A 21,389-nucleotide genomic window follows, 5' to 3' on the forward strand; every position below is an offset into this window, starting at 1 on the left:
ATTATTTATCCGTTAATAGTTGTTTTAATTTGTCCCAACGTGGGTCAATATCATCTTCTTTTTTTTCTTCTTCTTTTATTTCTTTGACTTGTAACTCATTCAGTTTTTTCAATGCTTCTGTTTGTAAAGTTCCGTCTTTCACGCCAGGATGAACTCTTTTATGTGGAACTGATAATACAATCATTTCATAAATGTATTGAGACAAATCAATTTGATGTTCACCATGTGGCAGTATCAATAATTCGTCATTATCATTATTGAATTCGTCACCAAACTGAACCACCAATTTTATTTTACCTTTAATTGGCAAATCAAATGGCTCTCCAGTTAAATCACACGGAACGTTCACTGTTCCAGTATGTTTAAAGTTGATTTCCAACATGGTAGTCTTCTTTTCCAAGACAACATTAACTGTTACATCACAACTTTCGAATTCATCAAAACTAAATTCGTCAAAGAACTTTTTGCTTATTTTAAATTCAAACTGATGCTTTCCTAATTTTAATCCTATAAAAGGAATTAAATATTCATTCATACTTTTCATCTAAACAACAATTTGAGCCCCAATTAGGGTGTGCAAAGATATAAAATTATTGCAATTCCAAAAGCGTTATAAACATTTTTTTGTTTATAACTGTTTTTCTTTGGTTTTCAGTGGGTTTTTGCTTATTTCTTGATACTCATTTCTTGAATTATAAATATCAATCGCTAAGTAAACCGCTTCTTTAAACGAATTATAATCAGCAATTCCTTTTCCAGCAATTTCATAAGCAGTTCCATGATCTGGTGAAGTTCTTATTTTATTTAATCCCGCCGTGTAGTTTACACCATTTCCAAAAGATAAGGTCTTAAACGGAATTAATCCTTGATCATGATAAGTGGCAATAACCGCGTCATATTTTTCATATTGCCCACTACCAAAAAATCCATCCGCGGCATAAGGGCCAAAAACTAAGGTTCCCTTTTCAAATAATTTCTTTAATGCTGGTTTTACTATTTCATCATCTTCCTTGCCAATAATACCATTGTCTCCAGCATGTGGATTCAAAGATAAAACGGCAATTTTGGGTTTGTTAATGCCAAAATCCTGAATCAAACTATGTTTAATGGTTTCTATTTTTTGGAAGATTAACTTTTCTGTCAAATGTTTGGCTACTTCATTCACAGGAACATGATCCGTTAAAAGTCCAATTCTTAAATTATCCTGAACCATTAGCATCAAAGCATTTCCTTCAAGTTCTTTGTCCAAATAATCAGTATGCCCAGGAAATTTAAATTCTTCTGATTGAATATTATATTTATTAATAGGAGCCGTAACTAAAACATCTATTTTATTTTCTTTCAATGCTTTTGTTGCTGCCACAAATGATTTAATGGCGTATTTACCAACAGCATCATCGTTCTTTCCGAAATTTAAATCTACTCCTTCTTTCCAAATATTAAGCACGTTGACTTTACCAAGAACCACTTGGTCGAGTTGGTCAATACCATGTAACGGAGTTTCAAATTCCAAAGTCTTTTTTATAAAAGACATTACTTTAACGTTAGCAAAAATAACAGGCGTACAAAGTTCTAACATTCTAGAGTCATTAAAAGTCTTTAGAACTACTTCACTGCCAATTCCGTTCAAATCACCGATAGAAATTCCGACAATGATATTTTCTGCTTTTTTCATAAGAAGAACAAGTTATTTATTGCTAATTTTGAAGTGCAAATTTAGTAAAATAAAACCACAATGTTTACAGGAATAATCGAAACCCTTGGAATAATAAAAGATTTAAAAAAGGACAATGATAATCTACATATAACACTCTCTTCAACTATAACCAACGAATTAAAAATTGACCAAAGTGTGGCACATAATGGAGTTTGTCTTACTGTAGTCGCCATAAATAATGACGAATATACGGTAACTGCGATCCGAGAAACTATTGAAAAAACAAATTTAGCCGATTGGAAAATTGGTGACATTGTTAATTTAGAACGTGCTATGAAACTTGGCGACCGTCTTGACGGACACATTGTTCAAGGTCATGTAGATCAATTTGGTATTTGCAAATCTATTGAGGAAGCTAACGGAAGTTGGTACTTTACTTTTGAATACGACAGTAAATTAAATAACATTACTATTGAAAAAGGTTCTATAACAGTAAATGGTGTAAGCTTGACAGTTGTCAATTCTAAAGCAAATGAGTTTAGTGTTGCCATCATTCCATATACATACGAACACACAAACTTCAGCACTTTTAGTAAAGGCACAAAAATTAATTTAGAATTTGACGTTGTGGGAAAATACGTTGCTAGACTCTATGCTTTGAAACAATAAAGGATTAGATAACGTTTATAAAAAGGAAAAGCTTCAAATTAATTTGAAGCTTTTTTTATGTTTTTTATTCTGTTTAATTTGTAAATGCCATAGCACAACGAAGCTATCACCAACAAAAACAAACCTGCGTCCAACGGTAATCCTGGAGGAGGCGGTGGTGATGATGGTGGCGGCGGTCCTGAAGCTGCAAAAACATTAGTTTGTTGCAAGAAAAACACAACCAGAATAATAATAATTCTATTCGGGACAATTTTCATAGTGCGTAAAAGTATAAAAAAAAACTAATCGTCAAAACTAAATATAAATATAATCGACAACTTAACTCAAAATTAATGATTAAAAGCACTATTCCTAAAGTGGTATTGCCCATTTATTAAAAAACAAACTTTATCCTATTAACGGTGTTTTTAATTCTTTGGTTTTTATTTTCAAAAACAACAAAGACCTCAAAAGAGAGGTCTTTGTAATGTGGTCCCACTTGGGCTCGAACCAAGGACCACCTGATTATGAGTCAGGTGCTCTAACCAACTGAGCTATAGGACCAGTTTTGAGGTTGCAATATTAGCACTATTTTTTGTTCATTGCAACTATTTTGATGGGATTTCTTGACAAAGTTCAATCAAAACGCCATTTGTCCCTTTTGGATGTAAAAAAGCAACTAGTTTATTGTCTGCTCCTTTTTTAGGAGTTTCGTTTAAAATAATAAAGCCTTCTTTTTTTAACCTGTCCATTTCTTCTAAAATATTCTCAACATCAAAAGCGATGTGGTGAATGCCTTCACCTTTCTTTTCAAGGAATTTTGCAATAGGACTTTCTGGATTCGTTGCTTCAAGGAGCTCGATTTTGTTTGGACCATTAATAAAAAAAGATGTTTTTACTCCTTCGCTAGCCACTTCTTCTTCTTTGTAGGGTGGGTTTCCAAATAGTTTTTCAAAAAGTAAATTTGAATCCTTTAAATTTTTTACAGCAATGCCAATATGTTCTATTTTTCTCATGACTTTCAATTGAACTACAAAGGTAACAAAAATTCAAATGGTTTCTCCTTTAGCCCTGATGGGAGCGGCACCGAAGTAGAGCGGACAGCAGGAATATGGATTACTGAAGTGCCAAAACTTTCGCTACTAAGCATTATAAAAATTTAAAATTGTATTTTTGCAGCATGGAAACGAACAGACAGAAAAAAATTGGCAGTGTATTGCAAAAGGATTTAGTAGATATTCTTCAAGGAGAAATACGCAAAAACGGATTGACAAACTTGGTAATTTCCGTTTCTAAAGTGAGTGTTACTACTGATTTGGGTGTGGCTCGCGTTTATTTGAGTGTCTTTCCACAAGAAAAAGCTGCCGAAATTTTAGCCGCAGTTAAATCGAATATGCCCTTGATTAAGCACGATTTATCTCAACGTGTTAAATTGCAATTGCGTAAAGTGCCGAATTTAGCTTTCTATATTGATGACTCTTTGGATTATATAGAAAAGATTGATAATGCCTTAGCAGGTAAAGAAAACCCAATTGAGAATCGTGACCTTTTAGACAAACGCAAGAAATTTTAAAGTTGAACTTCCCGCTTTATATAGCCAAACGATACCTTTTTAGCAAAAGTAAAAACAATGCTATCAATATTATTACGGGTATTGCTTCGGTTGGTATAATTGTTGGCGCCATGGCTTTGTTTGTGGTATTGTCCGTTTTTAGCGGCTTACGTGATTTTAGTTTGTCTTTCTCTAATGACTTTGATCCCGATTTAAAAATCAATCCTGTATCTGGAAAAACATTCTTCATCTCTCCTAATCAGGAAAAAGAAATCAAAAATACAGTTGGTATTGCTTCCTACAGTAAAGTTGTTGAAGAACGTGCACTTTTCTTTTTTAAAGGAAAAGAATTGGTTACTTATTTAAAAGGTGTCGATAGTAATTTCACTAAAACTAATGTGGTTGTAAAGAATATTTACAATGGCCAATGGTTGAAACCCAATAGTTATCAGGTTGTTGTAGGCTATGGGATTGCAGATAAATTATCCATGGGTCTTTTTGACTTTAACAATCCTTTCGAAGTATATGTTCCTAGAAAAGGCAAAGGTGTTATTGAAAGTGAAGCGGAAGCTTTTTATAAATCAGATTTGATTCCGATTGGGATTTATGCCATCAGTGAGGATTTGGATAGTAAATATGTGTTTGCAGACTTATCATTGGCACAAGAATTACTAGAACTGAAACCTAATCAACTTTCTGGTATCGAAATTAAGTTAAAACCTAATTCAGATGAATCCCAAATCATTTCGAAACTGAATACTATTTTCCAAAATAAAGTTGAAGTTAAAACACGAGCCCAATTAAATGCTACGCTTTATAAGATGTTGAACACTGAGAATATTGCTGTGTATTTAATTTTTACTTTGGTGATTATCATTGCGCTTTTCAACTTAATTGGCGCTTTGATTATGATGGTTTTGGATAAAAAAAGCAATTTAAAAACGCTGTTCAATTTAGGTTCTGAAATCAAAGATTTAAAGAAAATATTCCTTTTACAAGGTAGTTTATTGACCGTAATTGGTGGAGTTATTGGGTTGTTTTTGGGAATAATCATCGTGTTACTACAACAACATTACAAACTAGTTATGATTACGCCATCATTAGCTTATCCGGTTGTTTTTAGTATTCAGAATGTGTTGATAGTTTTCGGAACGATAGTAACACTTGGCTTTATTTCTAGCTGGATTGCTAGTTCTAGAGTGACCAAAAAACTGTTGGATTAAACAAACTGATAATCTGCGTACACTTCTTGAATTTCATTCAAAATTTTGAATAACCCTTCTGCGTCATCCGTGGTTACTAATCTTTGTTTGTATTCTTTAAAGGAATGCACATTTTTGAAATAATTGGTATAATGACGGCGCATTTCTACAATTCCAACACGTTCTCCTTTCCAATCCATTGACCAAGTTAAATGATTTCTTGCCGCTTCCACTCGGTCAAGCATTGTAGGTGCAGGTAAATGTTCCCCCGTTTTGAAGTAATGTTTGATTTCGTTAAAAATCCACGGATAGCCAATGGCAGCACGACCAATCATCATTCCGTCTAAACCGAATTTATTCTTGTATTCCAATGCTTTTTCTGGAGAATCAATATCTCCGTTTCCAAAAATAGGCATTGTAATTCTGGGATTATTTTTTACTCGGGCAATGTGTGACCAATCCGAATGACCTTTATACATTTGGGCGCGAGTTCTAGCATGAACGGTTAACGCTTGTACTCCTATATCTTGTAATCTTTCGGCAACCTCATCAACATTGATGGAATTTTCATCCCAACCCAATCGCGTTTTTACAGTTACTGGAAGATTAGTTCCTTTGATAACGGCTTTGGTCAATCGAACCATCAAATCTACATCTTTCAAAACTCCAGCGCCGGCTCCTTTACAAACCACTTTTTTTACGGGGCAACCAAAATTAATATCAACTAAGTCAGGCTGAACGGCATCAACTATTCGAGAAGACATCTCCATTGCTTCTTCATCACCACCAAAAATTTGAATTCCGACAGGCCTTTCGTAATCGAAAATATCCAACTTCATTCGGCTTTTCATCGCATCGCGAATTAGTCCTTCTGATGAAATAAATTCCGAGTACATCAAGTCAGCACCATGTAATTTACACAGTCTACGAAATGGCGGATCGCTCACGTCTTCCATAGGTGCAAGTAACAAAGGAAAATCCGGTAATATGATGTTGCCTATTTTGGGCATTAGCTATAATTTTTGGCAAAAATACTAATTTTTGTTGGTTTCGGCTTCCAAGACTTTTAAATCAAAACTTTGCGTTATATTTGCCGATTAAATACGAGAGCGTTTTTGCCCAAAAATTGACAGATACAGAAGATGAAATGCGAAGCATTACATGTTTCCAAAAAGACAATATTAAGTTTACATGAAACATATTAGAAATTTTTGCATTATTGCACACATTGACCACGGAAAAAGTACGCTTGCGGACCGACTTCTAGGGGCTACTCAAACTGTTACGGCTCGAGAAGAAAAAGCTCAGTTGTTAGACAACATGGACTTAGAGCGTGAGCGTGGTATTACGATTAAGAGTCACGCTATTCAAATGGAATACAAATATAAAGGGGAAGATTATATCCTAAACCTTATTGATACTCCTGGACACGTGGATTTCTCCTATGAAGTTTCCCGTTCGATTGCTGCTTGTGAAGGTGCTTTATTGATTGTAGATGCAGCACAAAGCATTCAAGCACAAACGATTTCAAATTTATATTTGGCTTTAGAGAATGATTTGGAAATTATTCCAGTATTGAATAAAGTTGATTTACCTAGTGCCAATCCAGAGGAAGTTAGTGACGATATTATTGATTTATTAGGTTGCAAATTAGAAGATATTATACACGCTTCTGGTAAAACTGGATTTGGTGTAGAGAATATTTTGGCAGCCATTATTGAAAAAATTCCAGCTCCAAAAGGAAATAAAGACGAACCTTTACAAGCTTTGATTTTTGATTCTCATTATAATCCGTTCCGAGGAATTGAAGTTATTTTCCGTGTAAAAAATGGAGAAATCAGAAAAGGGCAGAAAATTAAATTCATGGCTACTGGGAATGAATATTTTGCTGATGAAGTAGGAACATTAAAGTTAAATCAAGTTCCAAAAAATGTGATTTCTACTGGAGATGTTGGGTATTTGATTTCTGGAATTAAAGAAGCGAAAGAAGTAAAGGTTGGTGATACCTTAACAGATGCTAAAACGCCAACAACTAATATGATTACGGGATTTGAAGATGTAAAACCGATGGTTTTCGCCGGAATTTATCCTGTTGACACGGAAGATTATGAAGATTTGCGTGCTTCGATGGAGAAACTGCAATTAAATGATGCTTCGTTAGTTTTTACTCCTGAAAGTTCAGCCGCATTAGGGTTTGGTTTCCGTTGTGGATTCCTAGGAATGTTGCATTTAGAAATCATCCAGGAACGTTTGGAACGTGAATATGATATGACTGTAATTACTACGGTTCCCAACGTTTCGTATTTGGCTTACACCAAAAAAGATCCAGAGGTTGGTTTTGTAGTAAACAATCCATCGGATTTACCAGAACCATCAAGGTTAGACCGCGTTGAAGAACCTTTTATAAAAGCAACCATCATTACCAAATCAGATTACGTAGGGAATGTAATGAGTTTGTGTATTGAAAAACGTGGAGTTATTACCAATCAAACTTATTTAACTACTGAAAGAGTAGAATTAAATTTTGATATGCCTTTGGCAGAAATTGTATTCGATTTTTATGATAGATTGAAAACGGTTTCCAAAGGATATGCTTCTTTTGATTATTCGCCAATTGGTATGCGAGCTTCTAAATTAGTTAAATTAGACGTTCTTTTAAACGCACAATCAGTAGATGCCCTTTCGGCTTTAATTCATGAAAGTAATGCGTATAACATTGGTAAAAAAATGTGTGAGAAGTTGCGTGAATTAATCCCTAGACAACAATTTGATATTCCGATACAAGCGGCTATTGGTGCTAAAATCATTGCCCGTGAAACTATAAAAGCCTTACGAAAAGACGTTACTGCTAAATGTTATGGTGGTGATATTTCACGTAAACGAAAATTATTGGAAAAACAGAAAAAAGGAAAGAAAAGAATGCGTTTAGTGGGGAATGTAGAAATTCCACAAGAAGCTTTTATGGCGGTATTGAAATTAAACGATTAATTTTTGACAAACAAATACATAGAAACCCAATGGCGAAAGTTGTTGGGTTTTTTATTGCAATGCTTCAAACAATTTTAGAGCGTCTTCCTTTTTAAAAAGTTGCGTTCCTTCGTTCATAGTTGCTGCAGTACCACAGGCTACTCCCCATTGAATAACTTCTTTTAATGTTTTATTTTGGGACAAAGCCCAAACCATGCCGCCAACCATGCTATCTCCAGCTCCCACTGTACTTTTCTTTTCGACTTTTGGTGCAGCAACAAATTCGGTTTGGCTTTTGGAAACCAATAGAGCTCCTTCTGCTCCCAATGACACCACAACTATTTCTGCGTTACCATTATTAATTAAAGTTTTAGCGGCTTTTTCAATGTCGTTTTGTTCTAAACGTTGGACACCTATTAATTTCGCTAATTCTCCTATATTGGGTTTGACCAAATAAATACCGCTTTCTAATACTTTTTTCAAGGACTCACCTGATGTATCTACTACTACTTTTATTCCTGAGGATTTTGCAGTTTGAGCAATTTGTTGGTAGAAATCAATTGGTAAACCTTCATTCAAGCTACCACTTATGACTAAATAATCCGTTTTAATTTCTTTTACTGTATTGATAATGTCCTTTTTTTCATCCTCTGACAATTCATTTCCAGGAAAACCAAATCTATATTGTGCTTTAGTTTCATTGTCAAAGGCAATAAAATTTTCTCTGGTCCAGTTTTTAGTTCGAATGACATTGGTTTCGATATCCTTATTTTGGATTAATTCTTCAAGCATTTCACCAGAAGAACCCCCAGAAGTGAATATACAAAGTGAGTTTCCGTCAAGTGCTGCAATGGCTTTTGAAACATTGATTCCTCCTCCGCCAGCATCATACTGAGGTTTTTCACAACGTATTTTTTGCTCAGGTATCAATCCTGTAAAATGAGTGCTTTTATCTAATGAAGGGTTTATGGTTAAGGTGGTAATTTGGTTTGATTTCATGTCAAAAATTTATTCCTATAAAGTTGCGAATAATCAATGAAACTATGCGCAAACTATGGCTAAAAAACTTTGTAACTTTGCAATCTAAAATTCAGCAATTATGTTAGAAGATAAATCACCACAACGCACTTCGTTATCGCAATTAGGAGAATTTGGTTTAATTGACCATTTGACCAAAAACTTTGATGTAAAACAACCTTCGACTTTGAAAAGTATCGGAGATGATGGAGCTGTTTTGGATTTTAAAGATAAAAAAGTAATTGTTTCGACTGATTTATTGATTGAAGGTGTTCATTTTGATTTGTCCTATATGCCTTTGCGTCACTTGGGTTACAAGGCTGTTGTTGTAAATGTCTCTGATATTTGTGCGATGAATGCTAAGCCTACTCAGATAACCGTTTCTGTAGCGGTTTCAAATCGTTTCCCTTTAGAAGCTATGGAAGAATTGTTTGATGGAATTACTTTGGCAGCAAAATTCTATAATGTAGATGTTATTGGGGGAGACACAACTTCGTCTCAAAAAGGATTGATTATTTCGATTACGGCTATTGGTGAAGCTTCTGAGTCGGATATTGTATATAGAGATGGCGCAAAAAACGGAGATTTATTGGTTGTTACTGGAGACTTAGGTTCTGCTTACATGGGATTACAAGTTTTGGAAAGAGAAAAACAAGTATTTCAAGTAAATCCAAATAATCAACCCGATTTAGATGCCTATACATATTTAATAGAACGTCAATTAAAACCTGAGGCTCGTCACGATATCAGGGAATTATTATCAAAATTGGAAGTAAAACCTACCTCAATGATTGATATTTCTGATGGTTTATCTTCTGAGATTATTCATATTTGCAAACAATCGAAAGTGGGTTGTAATTTATACGAAGAAAAAATTCCGGTAGACCCGCAATTTATCAATGTTTGCGAAGAATTTAATATTGATTCTACAACCGTTGCTATCAATGGTGGCGAAGATTATGAATTGTTGTTTACGATTGCTTTAGAGGATTTTGATAAGATAAAAGCCAATCCCAATTTTACTGTAATCGGACATTTAACACAAGAAAGTGAAGGAATACATTTGATTACAAGAGCTAATACCAAAATTCCATTAAAAGCAAGAGGCTGGGATGCTTTAGAAGCATAAACGATTTAGGGTTTACTAAAATCTTATATAATCCCTTTTATTTTGGCCTCGTTGATTAAATCGGTTTCTGTTCCGCCTTTTACTTCTAATATTTCACTGATGTTTAGTATGCGTTTTTCAACTGCATTTAAAGAAATTGGAATATATTGAGGTAAATCTTTGGATTTAACCCCTTTTGATAGATGAAACAATATTTGTTTATCAAAAGCATCTAATTCAATGTTGGTGTATTGTGCTTGACCCACTAATTTGATAACCGTTTGACTATAGTAGCTTTGATTGTTTATAATCTTATCGAAGGCAAAAATCAATTCATCAAAAGTCAAATCGTTTTTAATAATTAATCCACTTGGGTTAATGTTTTTAATGATGTTGTTGATTTTTAGTAATTCAGAATGCATGGTTAACAAAATAATTTTGCAATTAGGCATTTCTGTTTTGATCAATGCGGCTAAATCTTCGCCTGAGTAAATTCCTTTTTCTGCATATTCTGGCATACTGATGTCAAAAAAAGCAACATCAAAAGGAATTTTTGCTTCTTTAATACTTTCATAACCTGTTTTGCAACTATTGGCTTGTGTAACTGCAAACTCAAATCCTTGTTGGCTGTATTTATCAAGTGCATTTTTATAGGCCTGAATTATAAAAGGGTGATCATCTACAATTAGAATATTGATTGGGTTTGTCATGCTTCTTGTTCGGTTATTTGTTTAGTTTGTATAGGTATTGTGATTACTATTTTGGTTCCGTTGTCTTTTTTAGAATTAATATCTATGATACCTTGACACTCTTTGGTTCTTGATATCATATTTTGCATTCCTATTCCTTTGCTTTTCTTATTGACATCGAAACCGATTCCGTCATCTTTAATTTTTAGATATACATTTTCGTCATCGCCTTTGATTTCTACATTAATATTCTTGGCGTTAGCGTATTTATTGATGTTTTGCAAACCTTCTTGCAATATGCGATACAAATTAATTTTGATGGCATTTCCTATTTTATCCCAATTAATAGTATCATCAATATTATAATTTACATTAGCATCATGCATCGATTTTTGTTCTTCTAGTAAATTATGAACGATGGAAACAAAGTTATTAATTAAAACTAATTTCTCTCTATTCAAGTCATGTGAAATTTCACGAATATCTTGCTCAATTGTTTTTAGTTCGTTTAACAATTCATGCCTTTTTTGCACGGCATCTTCCTCAGTACTTGAATTTAAACTGTCTAAATTTAATCGTAGCCCAAACATTCTTCCTAAAATACCATCGTGAAGGTCTTGTGCCAAACGTTTCTTTTCTTTGCTTCGACTTTCGTCTATAATAGATTGTTGAGACATCATCAGGTTGTAGATGTCTTCATTGGCTTTTTGTTGTGCTTGCTTGTATAATAATTCTCTTGTTCTAGCTCTTTGTGCACGAACTACAAATAAAAGTATTCCTATTATGACTGAAATAACAAAAAAGTATAGTAGTTTTCTGTTTCTCTCTGCTAGACCTTTGTTTTCACTGATGATTTCATCTGTTTCGAGTTGCATACGATTAAACCGATCTCTCGATTTACGTTCAGCAATTTGAAGACTATCATTTATTCTAATATATTCATCAGTATATTGAAAAGCTTTCTTTTTATCAACAATTGAAGATTGTTTAAGTGCTAAAACAACATTTAAAGGCACTTTTGATTCCTTTGCAACAGATAGAGACAATAAGGAGTATTTTATTGCCTGATTAGAATCCCCACGTTTATTAAAATATTCAGAAATATGAATATAACTTCCAACCACGGCTGTTGGATTATTTAAATTTTTTCTAATTTCTAATGCTTCAAAAAATAAAGGTGAAAGATCAGTATTTGCAAGTTTATTGATAAATAATTTGCAATATGCTAAATTATCAATTAGATTTGAATATAGTAATGGGTCATCATTTTTAATAAGTTTGTTTTTTAAAGCTTCTTCAAAGTAATAAGCTCCTTTTTCAAATTCTCTTGATTTTAAATAAAGGTATCCAATATTGTTTTGACAAACAGTTGTGTAGTATTCTCTATCTTCTTTTGAAGGCAAATCTTTAATTGCTTCTAAAGCTTCTTTGAAATAAAAAATCCCTTTTTCATATTCTTTTAATTCAGTTGAAACAAGACCAAGTTGATCTAAAGACCCATAAATTCTATTATAAACATTAGTGTCTTTAAAAATGGAATGAGCCTTTTTAAGTGAATATTCAGCTCCTAAATAATCCCCTATTGAATATTGAACAATTCCTTTATTCATTAGGATATTAGCATAATTTTTTCTGTCTTTTAGCTTAGCATATATTTTTTCTGCTTTAATACAAAAATAATATGAGCTATCAAGTTTTTGAATTTTGAAGTAAAAATTGCCTCTTGATCTGTATGCCATTCCTAAGTTTAATGTATCATGTCCAGAAATTGAAAGGTCAAGTAATAGTTTTGAAGACTGGTCTAGCTTTATTTTATCTCCATTTTTATAAAATTCAAACACAATATCTGATAGTAGATTTCGATTGTTTAAATTGTTTTCTTCAGATTTTAATGATGATAAAGCCTTTATTAGATATATATCATTATTATTTTTACCACTATTTAAGTTTCGTTTATAAGTTTCAAAATATGTTTTTGCATTAATCTTTTTACTATTAATAGTATTAGCGCTTTTGTTTTTTGAACAAGAGAAAATTATAAGACATGAAAGTAATAAAGTACTAAATTTCAATTTAAGAAAGAATTAAAAATCGAAAATACAAAAAAAAGGCTGTCAAATTAATGACAGCCTTTTTTTTATAAATTAAATTTAATATCTATTTAAAGTGTAATTGTCAAACCAGGTTCTTGACTTCTCCCTCCAATTGTTAAACCAGGCTCTTGACTTCTTCCTCCGATATCAAAACCAGGCTCTTGACTTCTTCCTCCGATATCAAAACCAGGTTCTTGACTTCTCCCTCCAATTGTTAAACCAGGCTCTTGACTTCTTCCTCCAATATCAAAACCAGGCTCTTGACTTCTTCCTCCAATTTCAGATGGAGTTGTAAAAGACGTCACGATAAGCATTAATGCTAATAAACCGAATGTAGTTGCTAATTTTTTCATAATTTGAGACTTTTTATTTTAATGTTTTTGTTTCGTTTTTTGTGGTGTGTGCCTTAGTTGTGATTTGAGGCTATTGCACTTTCACGATGTAAAACTAAAAAGGATGTCTCTGTGAAGCCCTATATATATTGGTGTTTATGGTAGAATGACCTCGTTTGATAGTGAATGATAGGCAAATCCGGGTGGATGATTTTGGTGATTTTTATCAAAATGTTGATAATTGAATCCAATTGTTGATAAGATGGATTAAACACAAATTGTTTCCTTACCGTTTTAATTTGTAGCGGGCAAGTAATATGATTTCAAAAAATGTGAAATGTCATGATGAGGATAACCAAAAATTATTTAACGGAATAGCAATGTTAATGGAAGTGCTTTTTTGTCTTATTGAATTGATGGTGATTTTTCCTTTAAGCAAATTTACTCGCATTTTCATATTTTGAATACCTATGCCTTTTGGTGTAGCTTTGGTATCAAAACCAATTCCATCATCTGAAATAGACATACAGATATTCGGATAATCTAATAACAAATTAATCATTGCATTTTTTGCTTGCGAATATTTATTAATGTTTTGACTTGCTTCTTGAATGATGCGATATAAATGCATTTTTAATTCACTAGAGATATTATTCCAATCTATCTCCTGATCAAATTCTAATTTATATTGGGTTTTACTGGTTTTATTTTGTTCGATGACAAAATCTTCCAGCATCCTGATAAAACTATCTTCTTTGCGAAATATTTCATCATTTAAATCATGTGATACGGATCTTATTTCTTGCTCTATTTTATAAATATCTTTTACATAAGTAAGACATTTTTGAATAGTGTCTTTATCTGCTTTATGTGACAATACAGCTAAATTAAGTCTGGTACTAGATAATTTATTCATTATCCCATCATGAAGTTCAAGTGCAATTCGTTTTTTTTCAGTTTGTCTGACTTGTTCTTCTTTTGCTTTTTGAGTAAACATTAAATGGTATATTTCTTGGTCAGATTTTTGCTGTTTTTGGTGCATTCTTAACTCTTTTTGCTTTGAACGTTGCCAAGTAATAATAAGAATTAATACAACAATCAATATTACTACAGCTGATATTCCACTTATAATCCACTTTTGATTAATTGCTTTATCTTTTTCTTTCAAAATTTCATCAGTTTGAAATTGAATTTTATAATATTGATTTCTAGACAATCGTTCTGCAAAAACAATACTGTCATTTTTTTTATGGTATTCTTTAATATATTCTGATGCTTTGCAGCTATTAATAAATCCTGCATTACTCAATGCTGTTAGGAAATAGTAGGAACCTTTAGTCTCTTTGGCTAATTTTAGAGCCTTTTCAGAATAAGTAATTGCTTTTAGAGTATCTTTTTTGACAAAATAATAATTAGACAAATAAATATTACTTACAATAATTTCCTTTTTATCAATATCATTTTTTAAAAGTTTTATAGCCAAAAATAAATTATTTGGAAATCCATTGTGTTTTTTTACTGCTAACATACAGCATGCTAGGTTATTCAAAAGTATTCCATACAGTCCAGGTGACCTTTTTATCAAGTCTTTTTCTTTTAAAGCCTTTTCAAAATAATAAATAGCTTTTATGTATTCTTTTTTTTCTCTATGAACATTTCCAATATTATTTAAACAAATTCCAACATAACATTCTCTATCACTCTTTAAAGTAAGATTTTTTGAAATTTTAAGAGCTTCATTAAAATAAATTATTGCATCATCATATTTCCTCATATTATGAAAAATGTTTCCTAAAGAATTTAATGAATTATAAATATTTTTATAATCATTAGTTTTTTTGAAATACATCAATGCTTTTATTTCTGATAACTCAGCACCTAAATAATCATCTTGAAAATATTGAGCTAAACCTTTATTAAAATATATTTTGGCTAAACTAAATTTTTCAGAAGTCCTTTTATATAGCATTTCAGATTTACAATAATAATAATATGAGCTATCATAAATACCACGTTTTATATAATATCCGCCATAGTAATTATAACATCTAGCCATACCTAAAGTGTCATTTGTAATTTTGCTCTTTTTAAAATAAATGTTTGTAACTGCTTTGGATTTGTTCAAGCTTAAATTAGTAAGATACACACAAACGATTTTACTTAATTGATTTTTAATAATACTATCATTCTTATTCAAATCAATTATCGAATAAGCTTTGTCATTATATTTTATCCTATCAGCAAATGGCAAAGTGTCATTGCTAGCTAAATCGATGTATTTCTTAATTGAATCATTTTTTGAATCTGAAGCTGTTGTTTGCGTTTTTGGAGTACAGCTATAAAATATTATAAATAAAAGGAAACTTGTAGGAAGGAGTTTTTTAATCATAAAGTCAAATTAATTATAAACAAAAGTGAGTCTTAACTTTTAAGTCAAAACTCACTTTTGCTATTCTTGTTTTATTGTCATTACTATGTCTTCATCGAAATTATATTCCCCTTTTTTGTATACTTCTTTGTTGGAGAGTGTAATTTCGTATGTGTAAATACCTTTTGGCACTAATAAAAGGCATTCTTTTCCATCTTTTGGGATAACAAGTTCTTTTCTAATTTCATCTCCCTCCTCGTTTTTGCCTACAAGTTTGAAAGTTATTTTATCGGTAAGTTTGTTTTTCACACATAAACTTTCAATCACTTTACTATTCGCTTTTGCACCCGATTTTGACATTTTGAGAATGGATAAACCACTCAAAAGCATTTCACCTCCTTTGATGGCGTTCTCAAGATCGGACTGTGCGAAACTGAAATTGAAAAATAAAAGTAAAATAAAAGTTATTCTCATTTTTTTATGCTTGAAATTAACATCTCATTTGCTACTATATCCCTAGTATAATCATTAATCAATATGTTATGACATCCATGAACTCCTTTACTTTTGAGCTCCTTTAATCCTTCAAAATCCCCCCTGAAATATTCAGTTTGAGAACTAGCACTTAAACTGAAAAAAACTGTAGCAATAATGCCTAAAACTAATTCTTTCATAATTATCTAGATAATTTTTAATTATTTCAGTCCAACTTTGTGTCGTCCAAAACATATAAAGGCTGGACTATATTTTTTTTGGTTGGTTTAGTCTTGATTTCTGTTTAATAACAAACCTCTAAAATAAACAGAAAATTAAATTCTTTTTCAATATAAAGTTTTTATATCGAGTCACTTTATGGTGGTAAGCCACTTTTTTAACCAAATCTTTGTTTTTAAATTAATTAACTTATTTTTGATGTTATAAAATTATATATTTAGCCATCCCTTTTGGTAGTCAAAAAGTGTACATTTTCTATACCCTATTTAATGGTAGAAAGTAATCTATTCTGTAATTTTATAGCTTCTTCTACAATTCTTTCATAGTCTGATGTTAAGCTGTCTTTATAGATTGCAGAAGTAAACTCATCAGAAATAGTTAAAGAAAATTCAATAGCTATTTTACTGTTCAGCTTCTTGTTTTTTTCTTCATTTAAAGTGCATTCCTCTAATAATTCCTCTAAGTTTTCTTGAAGGTCTCTTATACTATCGAATTTGTATTTAACAACTTCATTTTCTGATGAAATCGATAAATAGACCAATTCAATTCTTCCTTTTTTCTCTATGTAATCTTTATCTTGAGGATAACTATTAAATGAAAATAAAAGCAAGGCCATTATTCTAAATACAAAATTCTTCATGTCTAAAAGCTATTAAATAAAACAACCCTACTTAATATTATTTAATAAAAAGTGAGGGCTGCTTTTGTTTGTTTATTTCTTTGCATCTGTTTAACAACAAATCTTAAAATAAACAGAGAAATTTCTATTGCTTTTACCAATCAAAAATACCACTTAATGAATGAAGCAATTTTAGAGAGGATATACCTCCTTGTTTAACCGTTTGTATTTACAGTTTAACATGTGTAAAATTAAATAGTGGGGAAAAGATATAGGTACACAAAAAGTGTACATTTTTAAAATGTTGATGAATTAAATATTTTTTTGATTTAGGGGTTGTTTTTAAATCTAAATAGTTTTTAAATCAAGCCTTGCTTTCTTGCTTCAGTTAAAATATCTTCATCATTCCCTTTATCAATGCCTAAATAATCTTTAATCATTGCTTTTCTTTTGTCAATAGCACTTTTAGAAAGATGCAATTCTTCTTGAATACTTTTAGTTTTTTTTCCTTTTGAAATTAAAATAATAATTTGACGGTTGTAATTATCTAAAAGTTTAGTAGGTATCTGTGAATCAAGTTTTATAGTTTTTATAGAGGGACTGTAATAACGAGAGCCTTTGACTATAGTATCAAAAGCAAATAAAAAATCATCGGGAAGTATATCACTTTTTACTAATAACCCTTCTGGATTCTGCTCTTTAATAATTCCATGAAGAACAAGAGATTCTGAATGAGAAGTTAAAATCACAATTTTTGAGTTTGGCAAATGCTTTCTAACAATGGCAACCAAATCAAGTCCTGAATTAATTTTTTTTTCAGTGTAAGGTGGTAAAGTGACGTCTAAAAAAACAATGTTATAGGAAATCGAGGTAGTTGTTATTATTTTGTATGCGGATTCACAACTAAAAGCCGAAGTAGTAGCAATGGAATAACCATAAGGGTTAAAAGCCAATATAGACTTATATCCTTCTATAATAGGTGGGTGGTCATCAATCATTAATACACTTACTTCCATACATATTTTTTAGTAAACGTATTATTTTTCTTCTAAATATCCAAATAATTTTATGAAGCTATTCGGCTAATAGTAAATCTATCTTCTCTTTATCGGTTTTTTAAAACGGTAGTTTAGTTGTCAGGATTTTGTGTATTTTTGGGGACTAACCGCAAAAATTTGAAAGAGATTTTTGGATTTCTTTTTACGTTTTTTGACTAAATTCCTGAAAAAGACAATGGGTATGTTTGTAATAAGCAAGCGACTTAATGGTGACTATAAGTTTATTTTTGCTTCACGAAAAGGTAAAACAATCTTCACCAGTATAGGTTGTAAGCATAAGTCGGATTGTGAGCAAATGATTGCCGCCTTTAAAGAAAATGTAACCTTATTTGCCCTCACTCAATATAAAAAGGGGGCGGACAAACATTTTTTTAGAATTTCGAAAGATGGTTTAGTACTAGCCAATAGTAGAAAGTATTCTACAGCGCTTATGTTGGCCAAGGGTATTGATGAAATTAAGAAATATGCTCCCACTGCGGAAGTGCTAGATTTTTCTGAAAATGATGCGGTTTTTCCTGAGACTGAAAGTGTAATGATAGGCAACGACTAGTGTGTTTAGTACTTGACATCTCTTCTTAAAGACTAAGTACCAAAAGAAAAGGAAGTAAACTTGTCACCATTATATCTCCAAATAATTTCCTGAAGCTATTCGGCTAATGATTAAATCAACGTTCTCTTTATAGGATTTTGAGAATGGAAGTTTGGTGGTGGAATTCTTAATATAACACACCGTATTCCCCGTATGGATTCGGGAAACTTGGTTGACATTGATGATGTAACTGTTGTGAATACGGAGGAATTGGGTTGACGGTAACACCGTTTCAAAATGTTTTAAGGTTTTGAATGCCGTAATCATTTCCCCATTGTTCAAATGAATATCGGTAGAATTGTTATCGGCTTCAAAATACTGAATATCTTCCGAGTCAATGTATCGGTAATCACCATAAGACTTAACACAAATCACCAATGATTTTTCTTGTTGAATTACTGTAGGTTTTTCTAATGTAATTGGCGTGATTTTAACCTCAATATCATTTACATTTTCATCTACTTTCTCTTCATCAAGAGTTTCCGTTTCGTCTAAGACTTCGTAGGTCGCTACTGGATTTTTTACCTCCATATGTGGCAAATCCGATTTTATGGCTCGGTCAAATTTTAGAATTGCTTTTCTAAAATCGTTGATATTTAACGGTTTTAATAAATAGTCTATTACTTCATATTGTAAAGCATCATAGGCCAAATCTTTTTTGCTTGTGGTAACAATAATTTTAGGAACCACCGGTAAGTAGCGATATAACTCGTTAATTAAACTAAGGGAAAGGTTGCTTTTTTTGTCGGATGGATCTATTTCTAAAAAAACGAGATGCGGTTGGTGCTCCAATATTAAATTAACCCCATCATCATAGGTATTAGCGGATGCTAGAAAAGACAAATTACGAAAACGCTCAGCAATGGTCTGAGTTTTCGTGACATCGTCCTGGGTATCATCAATAATGATAAAAGTATGACTCATTTAGCTTTTCCTTTGATTTAGGGAAAGCATTGCAGGTGGTAAAGGGGTAGTTTTGGGGAAACTATCTGTTTAGCTAAAGATTATAAATAAAATTTAACCACAAAAATAAAAACGACTAAACGTATGTATTTTCGTTATAACGAAAGTAAAATTTTTGAGTTTTAGATTATCAAAATTGTTAATAGATACTTACATCTTGTTAATATGTCGTTATTTATTCGGACAAATGCTTACAAAAACGAATGCCCCAAACACTTTTCAATGTTTGGGGCATTTTATAGAAAAATACTTTTTTACATTTTCATCAACCAGTTTCTCATAGAGACTTCGTTACCAATAATGGTTTTTAAATCTGCTATTTTAACACGGTCTTGTGCCATTGAATCTCGGTGACGAATGGTTACTGTTTCGTCTTCCAAAGTTTGGTGATCTACCGTGATACAAAATGGAGTTCCTAAAGCATCTTGTCTTCTGTAACGTCTTCCTACTGCATCTTTTTCATCGTAAGCTACATTGAAATCCCATTTTAGTTCTTCAATGATTTTTTGAGCCACTTCCGGTAATCCATCTTTTTTAACTAATGGTAAAACAGCTGCTTTAGTTGGTGCTAAAACTGATGGCAAACGCAACACTGTTCTAGTCGAACCATCTTCTAAAGTTTCTTCTTGTAAAGAAGTAGCAAAAACGGCTAGGAACATTCTATCTAAACCAACTGAAGTCTCTACCACATAAGGCACATAACTTGAGTTGGTGTCGTTATCAAAATATTGTAATTTTTTACCTGAATACTGTTCGTGCGCTTTCAAATCGAAATCGGTTCTCGAGTGAATTCCTTCCAATTCTTTGAATCCGAATGGGAAATTAAACTCAATATCAGCGGCAGCATTAGCATAGTGTGCTAATTTTTCATGGTCATGGAAACGATAATTTTGTTTTCCTAAACCAAGAGATAAATGCCAGTTTAAACGAGTAGTTTTCCAGTATTCATACCATTTCATTTCTTCTCCAGGCTTAACAAAGAATTGCATCTCCATTTGTTCAAATTCTCTCATACGGAAAATGAACTGACGCGCTACGATTTCGTTTCTAAAAGCTTTACCAGTTTGGGCAATTCCAAAAGGGATCTTCATTCTTCCTGTTTTTTGAACATTTAAGAAGTTAACGAAAATCCCTTGTGCTGTTTCTGGACGTAGGTATAAATCCATAGCATTCTCAGCAGAAGCCCCTAGTTTTGTGCCAAACATTAAATTGAATTGACGTACTTCAGTCCAGTTTCTTGAACCTGTTTCTGGGTCAGCAATTTCCAATTCTTCAATTAAAGCTTTTACATCTTCTAAATCACCAGAGCCTAAAGATCGTCCCATTCTTTCTAGAATTTCTCGCTCTTTACCAAGATATTCCATTACACGTGGGTTGGTGGTTTTGTATTGCTCTTCATCAAAAGAATCCCCAAAACGCTCACGAGCTTTTTCAATTTCTTTTTTGGCTTTCAGGTTTAATTTTTCGGCATAATCCTCAATTAAAACATCAGCTCTGTATCTTTTTTTAGAGTCTTTGTTGTCAATCAACGGGTCGTTAAACGCATCAACGTGACCAGAAGCCTTCCATGTAGTAGGATGCATCAAAATAGCGGCGTCTAAACCGACAATGTTTTCATGCATTTGCACCATGGCTTTCCACCAATATTCTCTAATGTTCTTTTTTAATTCTACTCCGTTTTGCGCATAATCATATACTGCGCTTAACCCATCGTATATTTCGCTTGACGGAAAAATAAATCCGTACTCTTTTGCGTGCGAAACTACATTCTTAAATAAATCTTCTTGTTTTGCCATAATGGTGCAAAAATATA

At 32.2% G+C, this 21,389-nt stretch carries 22 protein-coding genes and 1 tRNA gene; 6 read left to right on the plus strand and 17 right to left on the minus strand.

The annotated features are described in order from the left end of the window. Window position 1: 1 nt before the first annotated feature. Both OLM53_RS08825 and pdxA read right to left on the minus strand, forming a co-directional pair. Window positions 2-544: a YceD family protein gene (locus OLM53_RS08825; protein ID WP_264519865.1), complete on the minus strand. Its 543-nt coding sequence runs from the start codon at window positions 542-544 to the stop codon at window positions 2-4. Window positions 545-628: 84 nt separating this feature from the next. Beyond that, entirely contained in the window at window positions 629-1,675 is a 1,047-nt protein-coding gene (pdxA, locus tag OLM53_RS08830) for a 4-hydroxythreonine-4-phosphate dehydrogenase PdxA (protein ID WP_264519866.1), read from the minus strand. 60 nt (window positions 1,676-1,735) lie between these two features. Between pdxA and OLM53_RS08835 the strand changes: the two genes are divergently transcribed. After that, window positions 1,736-2,326 (plus strand): riboflavin synthase, encoded by a 591-nt coding sequence (locus tag OLM53_RS08835; RefSeq protein WP_264519867.1) that lies wholly within the window; start codon window positions 1,736-1,738, stop codon window positions 2,324-2,326. Window positions 2,327-2,364: 38 nt separating this feature from the next. On the opposite strand, the gene OLM53_RS08840 is transcribed toward OLM53_RS08835, so the two are convergent. From OLM53_RS08840 to mce, 3 genes are all read right to left on the minus strand, one after another. Continuing rightward, window positions 2,365-2,583 (minus strand): hypothetical protein, encoded by a 219-nt coding sequence (locus OLM53_RS08840; RefSeq protein ID WP_264519868.1) that lies wholly within the window; start codon window positions 2,581-2,583, stop codon window positions 2,365-2,367. A 212-nt stretch (window positions 2,584-2,795) separates the two neighbouring features. Beyond that, window positions 2,796-2,869: transfer RNA gene (locus OLM53_RS08845), tRNA-Ile, on the minus strand. Between the two features lie 44 nt (window positions 2,870-2,913). Beyond that, a complete protein-coding gene (gene mce / locus OLM53_RS08850; RefSeq protein WP_264519869.1) occupies window positions 2,914-3,321 on the minus strand; it encodes a methylmalonyl-CoA epimerase in 408 nt (135 codons plus the stop codon). Between the two features lie 164 nt (window positions 3,322-3,485). Here mce and rbfA point away from each other — a divergent pair, with 164 nt between their 5' ends. Both rbfA and OLM53_RS08860 read left to right on the plus strand, forming a co-directional pair. Further along, entirely contained in the window at window positions 3,486-3,878 is a 393-nt protein-coding gene (gene rbfA / locus OLM53_RS08855; RefSeq protein ID WP_264519870.1) for a 30S ribosome-binding factor RbfA, read from the plus strand. A gap of 2 nt (window positions 3,879-3,880) precedes the next feature. Continuing rightward, window positions 3,881-5,080 (plus strand): ABC transporter permease, encoded by a 1,200-nt coding sequence (locus OLM53_RS08860; RefSeq protein ID WP_264519871.1) that lies wholly within the window; start codon window positions 3,881-3,883, stop codon window positions 5,078-5,080. Here OLM53_RS08860 and dusB read toward each other — a convergent pair. Beyond that, the gene (gene dusB / locus OLM53_RS08865) at window positions 5,077-6,069 is read right to left on the minus strand and encodes a tRNA dihydrouridine synthase DusB (protein WP_264519872.1); all 993 of its coding nucleotides are present in this window, start codon (window positions 6,067-6,069) and stop codon (window positions 5,077-5,079) included. The genes OLM53_RS08860 and dusB overlap by 4 nt on opposite strands. A 181-nt stretch (window positions 6,070-6,250) precedes the next feature. Between dusB and lepA the strand changes: the two genes are divergently transcribed. After that, complete coding sequence (gene lepA, locus OLM53_RS08870; protein ID WP_264519873.1) at window positions 6,251-8,047, plus strand: translation elongation factor 4; 1,797 nt, start codon at window positions 6,251-6,253, stop codon at window positions 8,045-8,047. A gap of 51 nt (window positions 8,048-8,098) precedes the next feature. Here the strand turns inward: lepA and OLM53_RS08875 are convergent, their stop codons facing one another. Beyond that, window positions 8,099-9,025, minus strand: coding sequence for a 1-phosphofructokinase family hexose kinase (locus OLM53_RS08875; protein WP_264519874.1), 927 nt, complete (start codon window positions 9,023-9,025; stop codon window positions 8,099-8,101). Between the two features lie 100 nt (window positions 9,026-9,125). Here OLM53_RS08875 and thiL point away from each other — a divergent pair, with 100 nt between their 5' ends. Further along, the gene (thiL, locus tag OLM53_RS08880; protein WP_264519875.1) at window positions 9,126-10,172 is read left to right on the plus strand and encodes a thiamine-phosphate kinase; all 1,047 of its coding nucleotides are present in this window, start codon (window positions 9,126-9,128) and stop codon (window positions 10,170-10,172) included. 23 nt (window positions 10,173-10,195) lie between these two features. Here thiL and OLM53_RS08885 read toward each other — a convergent pair whose 3' ends face one another. The 8 genes from OLM53_RS08885 to OLM53_RS08920 form a co-directional block, all read right to left on the minus strand. Then, a complete protein-coding gene (locus OLM53_RS08885; protein WP_264519876.1) occupies window positions 10,196-10,861 on the minus strand; it encodes a response regulator in 666 nt (221 codons plus the stop codon). Continuing rightward, entirely contained in the window at window positions 10,858-12,912 is a 2,055-nt protein-coding gene (locus tag OLM53_RS08890; protein ID WP_264519877.1) for a tetratricopeptide repeat-containing sensor histidine kinase, read from the minus strand. Before OLM53_RS08890 ends, OLM53_RS08885 begins: the two co-directional genes overlap by 4 nt. Window positions 12,913-13,001: 89 nt before the next feature. Then, the gene (locus OLM53_RS08895) at window positions 13,002-13,286 is read right to left on the minus strand and encodes a hypothetical protein (protein ID WP_264519878.1); all 285 of its coding nucleotides are present in this window, start codon (window positions 13,284-13,286) and stop codon (window positions 13,002-13,004) included. A 319-nt stretch (window positions 13,287-13,605) separates the two neighbouring features. Next, entirely contained in the window at window positions 13,606-15,654 is a 2,049-nt protein-coding gene (locus OLM53_RS08900; RefSeq protein WP_264519879.1) for a tetratricopeptide repeat-containing sensor histidine kinase, read from the minus strand. Between the two features lie 60 nt (window positions 15,655-15,714). Then, window positions 15,715-16,107, minus strand: a complete 393-nt coding sequence (locus OLM53_RS08905) for a hypothetical protein (RefSeq protein ID WP_264519880.1) — start codon at window positions 16,105-16,107, stop codon at window positions 15,715-15,717. Further along, window positions 16,104-16,307: a hypothetical protein gene (locus OLM53_RS08910; RefSeq protein ID WP_264519881.1), complete on the minus strand. Its 204-nt coding sequence runs from the start codon at window positions 16,305-16,307 to the stop codon at window positions 16,104-16,106. The genes OLM53_RS08905 and OLM53_RS08910 overlap by 4 nt, the downstream gene beginning before the upstream one ends. A 302-nt stretch (window positions 16,308-16,609) precedes the next feature. Then, a complete protein-coding gene (locus OLM53_RS08915) occupies window positions 16,610-16,987 on the minus strand; it encodes a hypothetical protein (RefSeq protein WP_264519882.1) in 378 nt (125 codons plus the stop codon). A gap of 338 nt (window positions 16,988-17,325) precedes the next feature. Beyond that, window positions 17,326-17,982, minus strand: coding sequence for a response regulator (locus OLM53_RS08920; RefSeq protein ID WP_264519883.1), 657 nt, complete (start codon window positions 17,980-17,982; stop codon window positions 17,326-17,328). Between the two features lie 172 nt (window positions 17,983-18,154). Here OLM53_RS08920 and OLM53_RS08925 point away from each other — a divergent pair, with 172 nt between their 5' ends. Further along, entirely contained in the window at window positions 18,155-18,574 is a 420-nt protein-coding gene (locus OLM53_RS08925) for a YegP family protein (protein WP_264519884.1), read from the plus strand. Window positions 18,575-18,643: 69 nt separating this feature from the next. Here the strand turns inward: OLM53_RS08925 and OLM53_RS08930 are convergent, their stop codons facing one another. Together OLM53_RS08930 and OLM53_RS08935 are read right to left on the minus strand one after the other, a co-directional pair. Further along, a complete protein-coding gene (locus OLM53_RS08930; RefSeq protein WP_264519885.1) occupies window positions 18,644-19,537 on the minus strand; it encodes a LytR/AlgR family response regulator transcription factor in 894 nt (297 codons plus the stop codon). 293 nt (window positions 19,538-19,830) lie between these two features. Beyond that, window positions 19,831-21,372: a glycine--tRNA ligase gene (locus OLM53_RS08935; RefSeq protein ID WP_264519886.1), complete on the minus strand. Its 1,542-nt coding sequence runs from the start codon at window positions 21,370-21,372 to the stop codon at window positions 19,831-19,833. Between the last annotated feature and the right edge of the window lie 17 nt (window positions 21,373-21,389).

It is taken from the genome of Flavobacterium sp. N1994 (assembly GCF_025947145.1).
GTDB lineage: Bacteria > Bacteroidota > Bacteroidia > Flavobacteriales > Flavobacteriaceae > Flavobacterium.